The sequence below is a fragment of the Streptomyces sp. NPDC005931 genome, assembly GCF_042871235.1.
GTDB lineage: Bacteria > Actinomycetota > Actinomycetes > Streptomycetales > Streptomycetaceae > Streptomyces.
Genome location: NZ_JBIAIG010000020.1, coordinates 26,082 through 40,444, shown reverse-complemented (window position 1 = coordinate 40,444; position 14,363 = coordinate 26,082). Strand labels below are relative to the sequence as shown.

The 14,363-nt window shown below is 71.3% G+C and carries 10 protein-coding genes; 7 read left to right on the top strand and 3 right to left on the bottom strand.

The window, feature by feature from the left end; genetic code table 11:
• Nucleotides 1-28 precede the first annotated feature (28 nt).
• The gene (locus ACFYOV_RS30840) at nt 29-322 is read left to right on the top strand and encodes a DUF6191 domain-containing protein (protein ID WP_389093335.1); all 294 of its coding nucleotides are present in this window, start codon (nt 29-31) and stop codon (nt 320-322) included.
• Here ACFYOV_RS30840 and ACFYOV_RS30835 read toward each other — a convergent pair.
• Both ACFYOV_RS30835 and ACFYOV_RS30830 read right to left on the bottom strand, forming a co-directional pair.
• Complete coding sequence (locus tag ACFYOV_RS30835; protein ID WP_389093333.1) at nt 319-1,482, bottom strand: PQQ-dependent sugar dehydrogenase; 1,164 nt, start codon at nt 1,480-1,482, stop codon at nt 319-321. The genes ACFYOV_RS30840 and ACFYOV_RS30835 overlap by 4 nt on opposite strands.
• A gap of 184 nt (nt 1,483-1,666) precedes the next feature.
• Entirely contained in the window at nt 1,667-2,665 is a 999-nt protein-coding gene (locus ACFYOV_RS30830) for an aldo/keto reductase (protein ID WP_389093331.1), read from the bottom strand.
• 77 nt (nt 2,666-2,742) lie between these two features.
• Here ACFYOV_RS30830 and ACFYOV_RS30825 point away from each other — a divergent pair, with 77 nt between their 5' ends.
• The 6 genes from ACFYOV_RS30825 to serA all read left to right on the top strand — a co-directional run bounded on the left by ACFYOV_RS30825 (nt 2,743) and on the right by serA (nt 12,696).
• On the top strand, nt 2,743-3,693 hold the full coding sequence (locus ACFYOV_RS30825) for a 2-hydroxyacid dehydrogenase (RefSeq protein ID WP_389093328.1): 951 nt from the start codon (nt 2,743-2,745) through the stop codon (nt 3,691-3,693).
• Between the two features lie 420 nt (nt 3,694-4,113).
• Nucleotides 4,114-7,098, top strand: coding sequence for a putative bifunctional diguanylate cyclase/phosphodiesterase (locus tag ACFYOV_RS30820; RefSeq protein WP_389093327.1), 2,985 nt, complete (start codon nt 4,114-4,116; stop codon nt 7,096-7,098).
• 229 nt (nt 7,099-7,327) lie between these two features.
• Nucleotides 7,328-9,178 (top strand): acetolactate synthase large subunit, encoded by a 1,851-nt coding sequence (locus ACFYOV_RS30815; RefSeq protein ID WP_389093324.1) that lies wholly within the window; start codon nt 7,328-7,330, stop codon nt 9,176-9,178.
• Nucleotides 9,179-9,208: 30 nt separating this feature from the next.
• Nucleotides 9,209-9,733, top strand: a complete 525-nt coding sequence (gene ilvN / locus ACFYOV_RS30810; RefSeq protein ID WP_030614411.1) for an acetolactate synthase small subunit — start codon at nt 9,209-9,211, stop codon at nt 9,731-9,733.
• A 118-nt stretch (nt 9,734-9,851) separates the two neighbouring features.
• Nucleotides 9,852-10,850: a ketol-acid reductoisomerase gene (gene ilvC, locus ACFYOV_RS30805; protein WP_389093322.1), complete on the top strand. Its 999-nt coding sequence runs from the start codon at nt 9,852-9,854 to the stop codon at nt 10,848-10,850.
• A gap of 256 nt (nt 10,851-11,106) precedes the next feature.
• Nucleotides 11,107-12,696, top strand: coding sequence for a phosphoglycerate dehydrogenase (serA, locus tag ACFYOV_RS30800; RefSeq protein ID WP_389093319.1), 1,590 nt, complete (start codon nt 11,107-11,109; stop codon nt 12,694-12,696).
• 70 nt (nt 12,697-12,766) lie between these two features.
• On the opposite strand, the gene ACFYOV_RS30795 is transcribed toward serA, so the two are convergent.
• Nucleotides 12,767-14,332 carry an MFS transporter gene (locus tag ACFYOV_RS30795; protein WP_389093317.1) on the bottom strand — a complete coding sequence of 522 codons (1,566 nt, stop codon included), beginning with the start codon at nt 14,330-14,332 and terminating at the stop codon, nt 12,767-12,769.
• Between the last annotated feature and the right edge of the window lie 31 nt (nt 14,333-14,363).

The window sequence follows — 14,363 nt, the reverse complement described above, 5'->3', positions numbered from 1 at the left end:
TGGGAGGACACCGGCCGTAGGAGGTTCCGTGTTCAACGCCTTCGAGGAACTGTTCGCCCCCGGCCGCAAGCACACCCACGACGAACGCAAGCGGCTGGAGCTGACCCGCGAGGACGTCGGCGACGCCGACCCCGGGCGCGGCCCGATAGACCTGGCGTCCGGGAGGGTCGTCGTCCGCCCGCCGGCCGGCACCGAACACGAGCGGGACGGGGGAGGCGGCAAGGACCAGGACGCGGGCGGGAACGACGGGGACGGACGCGTGCACGGCGGGCCGGACGACGCGGGCGGTGGGGCGGCCGACGCGGTCAGGGAGCCGCGCTAGCCCACCTTCAGCTCCAGGATGCGGTCGTCGCTCCCGGCCGGGTCGCCGCGGCCGTCGGTGTTGCTGGTGACCAGCCACAGGCGGTCGCCGCCCGCCGGGACCACGGTGCGCAGCCGGCCGTACTCGCCCTCCAGGAACGCCTGGGGCTCCGCCGACGCCTCCGTGCCCCTCAGGGGTATCCGCCACAGTCGCTCGCCGCGCAGACCGGCCATCCAGATCGAACCCTCGGCATGGGCGATGCCGCTGGGGGACGCCTCGTCCGTGCGCCACTGGTCGATCGGCTGGTGGAAGTCCCCCTCGTCGGACCGGCCCTCGGCCTCCGGCCAGCCGTAGTTGTCGCCCGGCTTGATCGCGTTCAGCTCGTCCCAGGTGTCCTGGCCGAACTCCGAGGCGAACAGGCGCTGTCGGCGGTCCCAGGCCAGGCCCTGCACATTGCGGTGTCCGAAGGAGTACACGGGGGAGTCGGGGAAGGGGTTGCCCGGCGCCGGCTCGCCCTCCGGGGTCAGCCGCAGGATCTTGCCGCCGAGGGACTTCCTGTCCTGCGACAGACTGGTGTCACCACCCTCGCCCGTGCCCGCGTAGAGCATCCGGTCGGGGCCGAACGCGATCCGGCCGCCGTTGTGGACGACGCCCTTCGGGATGCCGCGGAACACCGTGTCGGGGGCGCCCAGTTGGTCGCCGGGGGACCGCTTCTCCTCGTAGACCATGCGGACGATGCGGTTGTCCGAGGCGGAGGTGAAGTAGGCGTAGACCATGTGGTCCGAGGCATAGCCGGGGGAGAGGGCGATGCCGAGGAGGCCGCCCTCGCCGGCGGGTGATACCCCCGGGACCTCGCCCAGCACCGTCTTGCGGCCCGTCCTGCCGTCGACCCGGCTGATGGTGCCCTCGTCCCGCGAGGACACGAGGAGATCGCCGTCCGGAAGTGGGGCGAGGCCCCAGGGGCTCTTCAGCCCCGAGGCGACGGTGCGCACCACCTTCACGGTGCCCTTCGCCGGTGGAACCTCCCCGGCGGCCCGGTCCGGGGGCGACGACCCCGGCGTCGTACGGCTCGGGGAGGCGCTGTCGTCCCCGGCGGGTGATCCTCCGTCGTCGGTGGAGCAGCCGGCCGTGAGCAGGAGCGCGGCGGCGGCCAGCAGGGCCGTCACGGCTCGATGTCGCACGATCTTGTTCCCTTCGACGCGGCGGTTTCTCACTTGTCATACACCGCCCGCGCCTCCCAGGTTCCCGATCCGCCGAGCCGGAACCTTTCCGCACCGTCCGTTCACCGGCCGGCCCCGCCCCCGGCACCCGCCCGGCCGGCCTCGCCCCCAGCCGGACGGGGAGCGCGCCCGCACCCACCGGCGGTCAGTCCCACGACCCCTGCGCCGCCGGCAGCATTCTCACCTCGGCCAGGTCCTGGGTCGTCAGGCGCACGGCCGCGGCCGTCGCGTTCTCGGTGACCCAGCGCTCCTGCTTGGTGCCCGGCACCGGGATCACGTGCCGGCCCTGGGCCAGGACCCAGGCCAGGGCCACCTGTGCCGGGGTGACGTCCTCGCCGTGCCGGCGGGCGATCCGGCGCAGGCCGACCACGATCGGCTGGTTGGCGGCCATCATCTCGGCCGTGAAACGGGGGTGCCGCGCCCGCAGGTCGTCCGCCTCGAAGCCGACGCCCGGCGTCAGCGTCCCGGTGAGGAAGCCGTTGCCGAGCGGCATCGCGGCGAGGAAGCCGACGCCGCGGGACTCGCACCACGGCAGTAGCGCCTGGAGCGCCTCCGGGGACCACACCGACAGCTCCGCCTCCACCGCGCTCACCGGGAAGACCTGCTGCACCCGCTCCAACTGCCGGATCGTGGCGTCGTGCAGCCGCGCCCCCGGCCGCCGGGCCGATCGCGCCCCCACCGCGCACAGCCCCAACGCCCGCACCTTCCCGGCCCGTACCAGCTCCGCCATCGCGCCCCAGGTCTCCTCGACGGGGATCTCCGGGTCGGCGCGGTGCAGCTGGTACAGGTCGATGACGTCGGTCTGGAGCCGGCGCAGCGACGCGTCGCAGGCCCTCCTCACGTACCCGGGGCGGCCGTTGGCCACGATGTGCTGGTCGCCGACCAGCAGGCCGACCTTCGTGGACACGAAGGCATCCGCGCGCCGCTCCTTCAACACCCGTCCCAGCAGCAGCTCGTTGGTGAACGGTCCGTACATGTCGGCGGTGTCCAGCAGGGTCGAGCCCAGGTCGAGCGCCCGGTGCACCGCCCTCAGCGACTCCTCGCCACGCTGCCGCGACGTGCTGTAGGCCCAGCTCATCGGCATGCACCCGAGTCCGACGGCCCCCACCGCGAGCGCCGCCGCGCCGATCGTCCTGCGCTCCACCTGGTCGTGACCCTCCCTCTCCTGGCCACCCCAACCTAACCTCTGCGCTCGCGGGCTCCTGACATAGCCTCCGAAGCATGACTGCAGACGTGTGGCTTCCCATCCCGCCGGACGAGATCGAGGGCCTCCCCGAGGGACCGGAGTACCGATTCTGGGACGGCGGCGAGGACTTCCCCGCGGACCCGGCCGACTGCGCCTTCTACGTCGTGCCGTACATGAAGCCCAGCGGGATCGGCACACGGCCGATGCCGCGGATGAGTGCCGTCCGGGTCGTGCAGACCCTGTCCGCCGGCACCGACCACGTGGAGCCCGGCCTGCGCCACCTGCCCCCGGGGGTGCGGCTGTGCAACGCGCGCGGAGTGCACGAGGCCAGCACCGCGGAGCTGACGCTGGCGCTGATCCTCGCCTCCCTGCGCGGCATCCCCGACTTCGTCCGGGCGCAGGACGAGGGGCAGTGGCTCGGCGGCTTCCGGCCCGCGCTCGCCGACAGGACCGTGCTCATCGTGGGCTACGGTTCGATCGGCTCCGCCATCGAGGATCGGCTCGTTCCGTTCGAGCTCGCGCGGGTGGCGCGCGTCGCGCGCTCCGAGCGCACCACGGCGCGCGGTCCGGTGCACCCGCTCACCGAACTGCCCTCTCTGCTCCCGGAGGCGGACGTCGTCGTGCTCTCCACGCCGCTGACCGAGACCACCCGTCACCTGGTCGACGCCGCCTTCCTGACCCGGATGAAGGACGGCGCGCTGCTGGTGAACGTCGCCCGCGGGGGCGTCGTCGACACCAAGGCCCTGCTCACCGAGCTGGAGACCGGCCGGATCACGGCCGCACTCGACGTCACCGACCCCGAACCGCTGCCCGCCGAGCACCCCCTGTGGCGTGCGCCGGGCGTCCTGATCAGCCCCCATGTCGGCGGCCCCACCTCAGCCTTCCTGCCGCGCGCCAAGCGGCTCCTGGTGGACCAGTTGCACCGTTTCGTGAACCAGGAGGAGCTCCGGAACGTGATCCTGGTGACGGGAACGGAAGGCGTGTAATCCGCTTCGAGTACCGTCCGCGTTTCTCCGCGCGCGGTGGGTACTCATACCTTCGGTGATCGTCACGGAGCGTAGAGAACCTATGTCCCTGAGTGACGGGACTGGTGTATCGTCCCGACAGGGGTTGCGCCGCTGACCGATCGGCGCCGGGGACGGACACTGCGAACTGCGAGGGGGGCGACGGGCGATGCACGGCCTGGGGACGAGCGATCCGACGCGGCGGAGCCGCCGACGGCGATCCTGGCGCACGGCCGCGCGCGGACGCGGTCACCACTCCCACCACGGGCCGCACGGCGGGGGCCCGTGTTCCGCTCGTGTCGGTGCCGGCCGCCACGGTGGGCACGGCGGCCGCAGGAGGCACGCCCCCCCGGTGCACCGGGGCCAGAGGGACCCTGGAGCCGCGCGGAGCGGGAGGACCCGGTGAGCGCGCCGACCCCGACCCTCGACGGAGCGCTGCGTCCGCAGCCCTCGTCGGAGGCGCCGCCACCCCGCCCGCCGGCCACCCGTCGGCGGCCCGGCCTGATGTCCCAGCTCGTCCTGGCCCTGGTCTGCGCGGCCTACGCCGTCGGCGCCGCGATCGGCTGGGGCTCGCGTCAAGTGGCCCTCTTCATGGGGGACTTCGGACTGAGCGCAGCCGCCGGTGCGGCCGCGGTGTCCTGCGTCGTCTACGCCCGCCGCCGGCGCACCCGGTTTCGGCCCGCCTGGCTGCTGTTCGGGCTCTCCTCGGTGATGGCCTGCCTGGGCAACCTGGTCTGGGGCTGGTACGAGGTCGTCCTGGGCCGGCCGGTGCCCACCCCCAGCTATGCCGACCTGTTCTTCCTGTGCTTCGCCCCGCCCGCCATCGTGGGGCTGCTGGTGCTCGCCAAACGCCCCGTGACCAAGGCCGGCTGGGTCTGTCTCGCCCTGGACGCCTGGCTGATCGGCGGCTCCCTGCTGACCCTGGCCTGGAGCCTCGCACTCGCTCAGGCCGCGCAGGCCGAGGGCCCGGATGTGGCCCACACCGCCCTGTCACTGGCGTACCCGCTGCTCGACATCGCTCTGGTCAGCATGGTCCTCGCGCTGCACTTCCGACGTTCGGCGGTCAACCGCTCCGCCGTGAACACGGCGATCGGCGCGCTGGCGCTGACGGTGATGTGCGACGCCCTGTTCACCTCGCCGCTGATGCGCGACACCTACCGCTCCGGTGAGCTGCTGGACGCCGGCTGGTTCGCCGGCTCGCTCCTGCTGGCCTACGCCCCGTGGACCGGACCCCGGAGCGGGCGCACGGAGGACGAGGGGCACACGCGCGTGGTCCGCGGGAACCTGCCCGGGCGACCCGGCGCGGCGGGCCCCCAGCCGCCCGTCCCGCCCGGCGAGCACAGCCGCTATCCCGCGGCCCGGCCCATCGCCGGTTCCCTCGCCGCCCTCACGCCCTACCTCGCCGCGGCCGTGTGCACCCTGGGGATCCTCTACAACGTCCTCAACGGCCGCAGCGTCGACCGGGTGGTGCTGCTCACCGGCGGAACCGTGGTCCTCGCCCTGGTGGTGCGCCAGGGCATCATGCTGCTCGACAACATCACCCTCACCCAGGAACTGGCACAGAAGGAGAACCACTTCCGCTCCCTGGTGCAGGGCTCCAGCGACGTCATCATGATCGCCGCGCCCAGCGGCATCCTCCGCTACGTCTCCCCGGCCGCCGCCGGGGTCTACGGCCGCCCGGCGGAGGAGCTGGTGGGCACAGAGCTGGCCCATCTGATCCACCCGGAGGACCTGGGTCGCGTGGTGCACGAGGTACGCCGTTTCCTCGCCGCCAGCCCGGTCGAGGAACCCACCACCCGCATCGAGTGCCGCTTCCGCTCCGGAGACGGCGGCTGGCTGAACGTGGAGTCGACCGTCAACCGGCACCACGGCGGCCTGATCTTCAACAGCCGGGACGTGACCGAGAGAGTGCGGCTCCAGGCCCAGCTCCAGCACAACGCCGAGCACGACCCGCTCACCGACCTGCCCAACCGCGCCCTGTTCACCCAGCGCGTCCAGCAGGCCCTCTCCGGCCGCCGGGCCTCCGACCGGGGCGCCGCCCTCAGAGGCACGGCGGTGCTCTTCATCGACCTGGACGGCTTCAAGGCCGTCAACGACACGATCGGACACCAGGCCGGGGACGAACTGCTCGTCCAGGCCGCCCGCAGACTCGCGGAGTCCGTCCGCAAGGGCGACACCGCCTCCCGGCTCGGCGGCGACGAGTTCGCCGCCCTGATCGTCGGGGACGGCGCCCGCGACAGGGACGCCCGGGAACGCAACATCCTGGAGCTCGCCGACCGGCTCAGGGTCACCCTGTCCCAGCCCTACGTCATCGACGGCAACGATGTCCGGGTCAACGCCTCCATCGGCGTAGCCTTCGCCGAACCGGGCCTCGGCGCAGGTGAGTTGCTGCGCAACGCCGACCTGGCCATGTACCGGGCCAAGGCCGGCGGCAAGGGCCGCGTCGAGCTGTACCGGCCGCAGATGCAGCAGGACGTGGTCCGCAGGGCGGAGCTGGCCACCCGGTTGCGCGCCGCGCTGCACGACGGCGAGTTCACGCTGCTGCACCAGCCCGTGGTGTCCCTGGAGAACGGCCGGATCATGTCGGTTCGCGCGCAGGCGCGCTGGCGTTCCTCCCAGGGGGTGCTCTTCACCCCTGCCGAGTTCCTGAGGGTGGCGGAGGACAGCGACAGGACCGCCGAGCTGGACCGGTGGGTCCTGGAGGAGGCCGTCGAGCAGGCCGCCGAGCGGCAGGCGACCGGGGTGTCCGTGCCGGTGGTCGTCCGGCTCGGCGCCCGTCGGCTGCTGGACCGCTCGACGCCGCTCGGCCCGATCGAGGCCCTGCTCACCCGGCACGGGCTGCCCTCCGGGTCACTGATGATCGAGCTGGCCGACACCGATCCCCGGGCCTGTTCGGACGAGCTGGAGCGCCGGCTGAACGCGCTCCGGCGCGTCGGCGTGCGGATCGCGCTCGACGGCTTCGGCAGCGGCCACGCGGCGATCACGGCCCTCAGACGGCTCCCCGTCGACGTGCTCACGCTCGACCGCGGCCTGGTCGACGGCGTGCTGGAGTCCGCGCGGCTGTACAAGATCACCGCCGGGCTGCTGCGCATCGCGTCCGACCTGGGAATGCAGTCCGTGGCCGACGGGGTGGACCTGCCGGAGCAGGTGGTCGCCCTGCGCGAGATGGGCTGCACGCACGGACAGGGCCTGGCCTTCTCCGGTCCACTGGACGAGTACCGGCTGCGCCGCGCGCTCACCACCGGCCGCTATCCGGTGCCGCACGGCCCCGCGGAACCCGCTTTCGTCGGCGGCGGTTCCGGCGTGTACTCCACGGGGGTGACCGCCGTCCTCAGGGGTGGAACGGCCCTGCGTTCACATAATGAGACTCCCGTCCCACCCACTTGACAGTGAGTGCGTGCCGGGGGGAGGGTCAGTGCCATGCGCACCCGAATTCTCGTACTTGGAAAGCGCGTCGGCTGACGCTGGGCCTCGACCGCTCAGCGACCACTCCCGGCGCGCTCCCCTCGCTTGCCTTATGGCACGAGGGGTTTTTTGTTGCACCAGCACCTGCCGCACACCCCGCGTACACCGTACAAACCTCGCAAAAACCCTCAGCATCGAGAAGAGAATGCCGATGACCGAGCAGGCCACCGGGGCCCCTCACCCGCAGCCCCGGCCCCGATCCGGAGGACAGTACTCCGCTCCCGTCGAGCACATCACGGGTGCGCAGTCCCTCATCCGCTCTCTCGAGGAGGTCGGCGCCGACACGGTATTCGGCATTCCCGGCGGTGCGATCCTTCCGGCGTACGACCCGCTGATGGACTCGTCCCGGGTGCGGCACGTCCTGGTCCGCCACGAGCAGGGCGCCGGCCACGCGGCCACCGGCTACGCGCAGGCCACCGGCAAGGTCGGCGTCTGCATGGCGACCTCCGGCCCCGGCGCCACCAACCTGGTCACCCCGATCGCCGACGCGCACATGGACTCCGTGCCGCTGGTCGCGATCACCGGGCAGGTGGCCTCCAAGGCGATCGGGACGGACGCCTTCCAGGAGGCGGACATCGTCGGCATCACCATGCCGATCACCAAGCACAACTTCCTCGTCACCAAGGCCGAGGACATCCCGCGGGTGATCGCCCAGGCGTTCCACATCGCCTCCACCGGCCGTCCCGGCCCGGTGCTGGTCGACATTGCCAAGGACGCCCTCCAGGCGAAGACGACCTTCTCCTGGCCGCCCACCATGGACCTGCCCGGCTACCGGCCCGTCACCAAGCCGCACGCCAAGCAGATCCGCGAAGCCGCGAAGCTGATCACCTCCGCGAAGCGCCCCGTGCTGTACGTGGGCGGCGGTGTCCTCAAGGCCCGCGCCACCGCTGAGCTGAAGGTGCTCGCGGAGCTCACCGGAGCGCCCGTCACCACCACACTGATGGCGCTCGGCGCCTTCCCCGACACCCACCCGCAGCACCTCGGCATGCCGGGCATGCACGGATCCGTGGCCGCGGTCACCGGTCTGCAGAAGGCCGACCTGATCGTCGCCCTCGGCGCCCGCTTCGACGACCGGGTCACCGGCAAGCTGGACAGCTTCGCCCCGTACGCCAAGATCGTCCACGCCGACATCGACCCGGCCGAGATCGGCAAGAACCGCGCCGCCGACGTGCCGATCGTCGGTGACGCCCGCGAGGTCATCGCCGACCTGATCCAGGCGGTGCAGAAGGAGCACGCCGAGGGCCACCAGGGCGACTACACCGCCTGGTGGAACGACCTGAGGCGCTGGCGCGAGACCTACCCCCTCGGCTACGACCAGCCCGAGGACGGCTCGCTTTCCCCTCAGCAGGTCATCGAGCGCATCGGGCAGCTCGCGCCCGAGGGCACGATCTTCGCCGCGGGCGTCGGCCAGCACCAGATGTGGGCCGCGCACTTCATCGAGTACGACAAGCCCGCCACCTGGCTGAACTCCGGCGGCGCCGGAACCATGGGCTACGCGGTCCCCGCCGCCATGGGCGCCAAGGCCGGCGTGCCCGAGCGCACGGTCTGGGCCATCGACGGCGACGGCTGCTTCCAGATGACCAACCAGGAACTCACCACCTGCGCGCTGAACAACATCCCCATCAAGGTCGCCGTCATCAACAACGGTGCCCTGGGGATGGTCCGCCAGTGGCAGACCCTCTTCTACAACCAGCGGTACTCCAACACGGTGCTGCACTCCGGCCCCGACGACGTCAACCCGGAGGCCCGGGGCACCCGTGTCCCCGACTTCGTGAAGCTGTCGGAGGCCATGGGCTGCTACGCCATCCGCTGCGAGGACCCGGCCGACCTCGACAAGGTCATCGAAGAGGCGAATTCCGTCAACGACCGTCCGGTCGTCGTGGACTTCATCGTCCACGAGGACGCGATGGTGTGGCCGATGGTCGCCGCAGGCACCTCCAACGACGAGATCATGGCCGCCCGGGACGTCCGCCCCGACTTCGGCGACAACGAAGACGACTGAGCCGGGAAGAGCGAAGAGGAAACCCCAGACATGTCCAAGCACACGCTCTCCGTCCTGGTGGAGAACACCCCCGGTATCCTCGCCCGGATCGCCGCCCTGTTCTCCCGCCGCGGCTTCAACATCGACTCCCTCGCCGTCGGTGTCACCGAGCACCCCGACATCTCGCGCATCACCATCGTGGTGAACGTCGAGGACCTGCCGCTGGAGCAGGTCACCAAGCAGCTCAACAAGCTCGTCAACGTGCTGAAGATCGTCGAGCTCGAGCCCGGGCAGGCCGTTCAGCGCGAACTCGTTCTGGTGAAGGTGCGCGCGGACAACGAGACCCGCTCCCAGATCGTCGAGATCGTCCAGCTGTTCCGCGCCAAGACCGTGGACGTCTCCCCCGAGGCGGTCACCATCGAGGCCACCGGCAGCAGCGACAAGCTGTCCGCCATGCTCAAGATGCTGGAACCGTACGGCATCAAGGAGCTGGTCCAGTCCGGCACGATCGCGATCGGACGCGGTGCCCGCTCGATCACCGACCGGTCGCTGCGCGCCCTGGACCGGTCGGCGTAAGACCCGAAACGGGCGGCCGGACACGACCGGCCGCCCGTATTCCGAGACCCCGAGACTTCCCCTCCCCCCACCGTCATACGGTGGGACGCAACACCTGCACCCAAGGAGAGAACCCAAAGTGGCCGAGCTGTTCTACGACGCCGACGCCGACCTGTCCATCATCCAGGGCCGCAAGGTCGCGGTCATCGGTTACGGCAGCCAGGGCCACGCCCACGCCCTGTCGCTGCGCGACTCCGGCGTCGATGTGCGCGTCGGTCTGCACGAGGGCTCGAAGTCCAAGGCCAAGGCCGAGGAGCAGGGCCTGCGCGTGGTGACCCCGTCCGAGGCCGCCGCCGAGGCCGACGTCATCATGATCCTCGTCCCGGACCCGATCCAGGCCCAGGTCTACGAGGAGCACATCGCCCCGAACCTGAAGGACGGCGACGCGCTGTTCTTCGGCCACGGCTTCAACATCCGCTTCGGCTTCATCAAGCCCCCGGCCGGCGTGGACGTCTGCATGGTCGCCCCGAAGGGCCCGGGCCACCTCGTGCGCCGTCAGTACGAGGAGGGGCGCGGCGTTCCCTGCATCGCGGCCGTCGAGCAGGACGCCTCCGGCAACGCCTTCGCGCTGGCCCTGTCCTACGCCAAGGGCATCGGCGGCACCCGCGCGGGCGTCATCAAGACGACCTTCACCGAGGAGACCGAGACCGACCTGTTCGGCGAGCAGGCCGTGCTGTGCGGTGGCGCCGCGGCGCTGGTCAAGGCGGGCTTCGAGACGCTGACCGAGGCGGGCTACCAGCCGGAGATCGCCTACTTCGAGTGCCTGCACGAGCTGAAGCTGATCGTGGACCTCATGTACGAGGGCGGCCTGGAGAAGATGCGCTGGTCGATCTCCGAGACCGCCGAGTGGGGCGACTACGTCACCGGCCCGCGCATCATCACCGACGCCACCAAGGCCGAAATGAAGAAGGTCCTCGCCGAGATCCAGGACGGCACCTTCGCGCAGCAGTGGATGGACGAGTACCACGGCGGCCTCAAGAAGTACAACGAGTACAAGCAGCAGGACTCCGAGCACCTGCTGGAGACCACCGGCAAGGAGCTGCGCAAGCTGATGAGCTGGGTGAACGAGGAGGCGTGAGTCTCCGTGCCCCGTGGCGGTGCCCCCGGCAGCGGGGTACCGCCGCGGGGCTTCGCCCCGGACCCCCCGTACACAATGGCGTTTCTCGTCCGGGTGATCCTTCCGAAGCGGCGTAAGACGACCCCACCGGCGCCACTACACTGCTGCATTAATACGCGTCAGGCCCACAGCGTCGTGCGTCTTCCACGCGGCAAGCATCCCTCCACCGCCAGCGGCCGTCGGGACGGCCGTCCGCATTGGACTTGTGAGGACTCACGTGAGCTCGAAACCCGTCGTACTCATCGCTGAAGAGCTGTCGCCCGCCACCGTGGACGCGCTTGGTCCGGACTTCGAGATCCGGCACTGCAACGGAGCGGACCGAGCCGAACTGCTGCCGGCCATCGCCGACGTGGACGCGATCCTGATCCGCTCGGCCACCAAGGTCGACGCCGAGGCGATCGCCGCCGCGAACAGGCTGAAGGTCGTCGCGCGGGCCGGCGTCGGACTGGACAACGTCGACGTCTCCGCCGCCACCAAGGCGGGCGTGATGGTCGTCAACGCCCCCACCTCGAACATCGTGACCGCGGCCGAGCTGGCCTGCGGCCTGATCATCGCGACCGCGCGCAACATCCCGCAGGCCAACGCCGCGCTGAAGAACGGCGAGTGGAAGCGGAGCAAGTACACGGGCGTCGAGCTCGCCGAGAAGACCCTCGGTGTCGTGGGTCTGGGGCGGATCGGCGCCCTCGTCGCGCAGCGCATGTCCGCCTTCGGCATGAAGGTCGTCGCCTACGACCCCTACGTGCAGCCCGCGCGGGCCGCGCAGATGGGCGTCAAGGTGCTGTCCCTGGACGAGCTGCTCGAGGTCTCCGACTTCATCACCGTCCACCTGCCCAAGACCCCCGAGACCCTCGGCCTGATCGGCGACGAGGCGCTGCGCAAGGTGAAGCCGGGCGTACGCGTCATCAACGCCGCGCGCGGCGGCATCGTCGACGAGCAGGCGCTGTACTCGGCGCTCAAGGAGGGCCGGGTCGCGGGCGCGGGCCTGGACGTGTACGCCAAGGAACCCTGCACCGACTCGCCGCTGTTCGAGTTCGACCAGGTCGTGGCCACCCCGCACCTCGGTGCCTCCACCGACGAGGCGCAGGAGAAGGCCGGCATCGCCGTCGCCCGCTCGGTGCGCCTCGCCCTGGCCGGTGAGCTGGTGCCGGACGCGGTGAACGTCCAGGGCGGTGTCATCGCCGAGGACGTCAAGCCGGGCCTGCCGCTCGCCGAGCGCCTCGGCCGGATCTTCACCGCGCTCGCCGGTGAGGTCGCCGTCCGCCTCGACGTCGAGGTCTACGGCGAGATCACCCAGCACGACGTGAAGGTGCTGGAGCTGTCCGCGCTCAAGGGCGTCTTCGAGGACGTCGTCGACGAGACCGTGTCCTACGTCAACGCCCCCCTGTTCGCCCAGGAGCGCGGTGTCGAGGTCCGGCTGACGACCAGCTCGGAGTCGGCCGACCACCGCAACGTCGTCACCGTGCGCGGCACCCTGTCGGACGGCGAGGAGATCTCGGTCTCCGGCACGCTGGCCGGCCCCAAGCACGTCCAGAAGATCGTCGCGGTCGGCGACTACGACGTGGACCTCGCGCTCGCCGACCACATGGTCGTCCTGCGCTACGAGGACCGTCCCGGTGTCGTCGGCACCGTAGGCCGCATCCTCGGCCAGGCGGGCCTGAACATCGCGGGAATGCAGGTCGCCCGTGCCACGGTCGGCGGAGAGGCACTGGCGGTGCTGACGGTCGACGACACGGTGCCCGCCGGGGTGCTGACCGAGGTCGCCTCCGAGATCGGCGCGACCTCCGCACGTTCGGTGAACCTGGTCTGAGGGGACCGTCCGGGGGCGGCGGTCCCCGGACCCCCGCTGCTGTGCCGGGCGGGTACTTCCCCGTAGGTCCTCACACGCCGGACGGGCTGACATGGTCGGCCCGTCCGGCGTTTCGCGTGCTCCGCTCCGCCCGCACCCGGATGCCGCGCAGCCCCCTCGCCGCCAGCGCGGCCGCCGCGGCCAGCAGCAGTGCGCCGGTGATCGCGGCGCCTTGCATCCCGCTGGTGAACGCTTCCCGGGCCGCCGTCGCCAGGACGTTTCCCGCGCGCCCCGGCAACTGGTCCGCGACGGCGAGCGCGCCGCCCAGGGTCTCCCGGGCGGGACCCGGTGCCGAGGACGGAATCTCGTGGCGGTAGACGGCGGTACCGACGGAGCCGAGCACCGCCATGCTCAGGGCACCGCCGAACTCGGTGCCGGTCTCCATCAGTGACGAGGCCGCGCCCGCCCTCTCGACCGGGGCCGAGCTCAGGGCCAGGTCGGTGAGCTGGGCCAGCACGGCGACGATGCCGCAGGCCAGGACGCCGCACGCGGCCAGCACCAGCCACAGCGAGTCCGTGCCGGCGAGGGCGAGGAGTCCGTAGCCGCCCGCCGCGACCAGGAAGCCGCCCGTCACGACGTGGGCCCGGTCGACGCCCCGCTGGACCAGCCGGGTGGTGACCGGGGCGGCGAAGCCGATGAACACCGACGGCAGCAGGCTCCACAGCGCGGCCTCCAGTGCGCTTCTGTCGAGCACCGACTGCAAGTACTGGGTGGTGAAGTAGGCCGAGCCCATCATCCCGAACGCCGACATCGTGTTGAGGACGACCGCCGGGGTGAAGCCGTGCCCCCGGAACAGGGCGGGCGAGATCATGGGCGAGGCCGCGGTGCGCTGCCGGTGCACGAAGAGCGCCGCGAACAGCAGACCGACGGTGACCGAGACGACGTACCGGACGTTCCATCCCTCGGACGGAAGCTCCTTCAGGCCGTAGACCACGGGCAGGACCGCCGCCATGGACAGCGGGACGCTCAGCAGGTCGAACCGGCCGGGGGAGGGGTTCTTCGACTCCGGGAGTAGCAGCGGGCCGAGCACCAGCAGCAGCGCCATCGCGGGCAGGTTCACCAGGAAGACCGAGCCCCACCAGAAGTACTCGACCAGCACCCCGCTCGTCACCGAGCCGAGTGCGATGCCCGCCGTCATCACGCCGGACCACAGGCCGATCGCCTTCGCCCGCTGGTCGGGGTCGGTGAACATCGTGCGGACCAGGGCCATCGTCGACGGCATCAGGGTGGCGCCGCCGATGCCGAGCAGCGCGCGGGCCGCGATCAGCGTCTCGGCGCTGTGGGCGTAGGCGGCGAGCAGCGAGGCGGCGCCGAAGGCGCCCGCGCCGATCAGCAGGAGCCGGCGGCGGCCGATGCGGTCGCCGAGCGAGCCCATCGTCATTAGCAGACCGGCCAGCACGAAGGCGTAGATGTCGAAGATCCACAGCTGTTGGGTGCCGGTCGGTTCCAGGTCCGCGCTGATCTCCGGGACAGCGAAGTAGAGGACGGAGACGTCCATGGAGACCAGCAGCAGCGGAAGCATCAGCACACCGAGCGCGGTCCATTCGCGGCGACCGGCGCGTGCGGGGGCCGGTGCGGGGCTCGTCGAGTTCGTCATGACGGAGAATATACGTGCGTATGAAACGCAC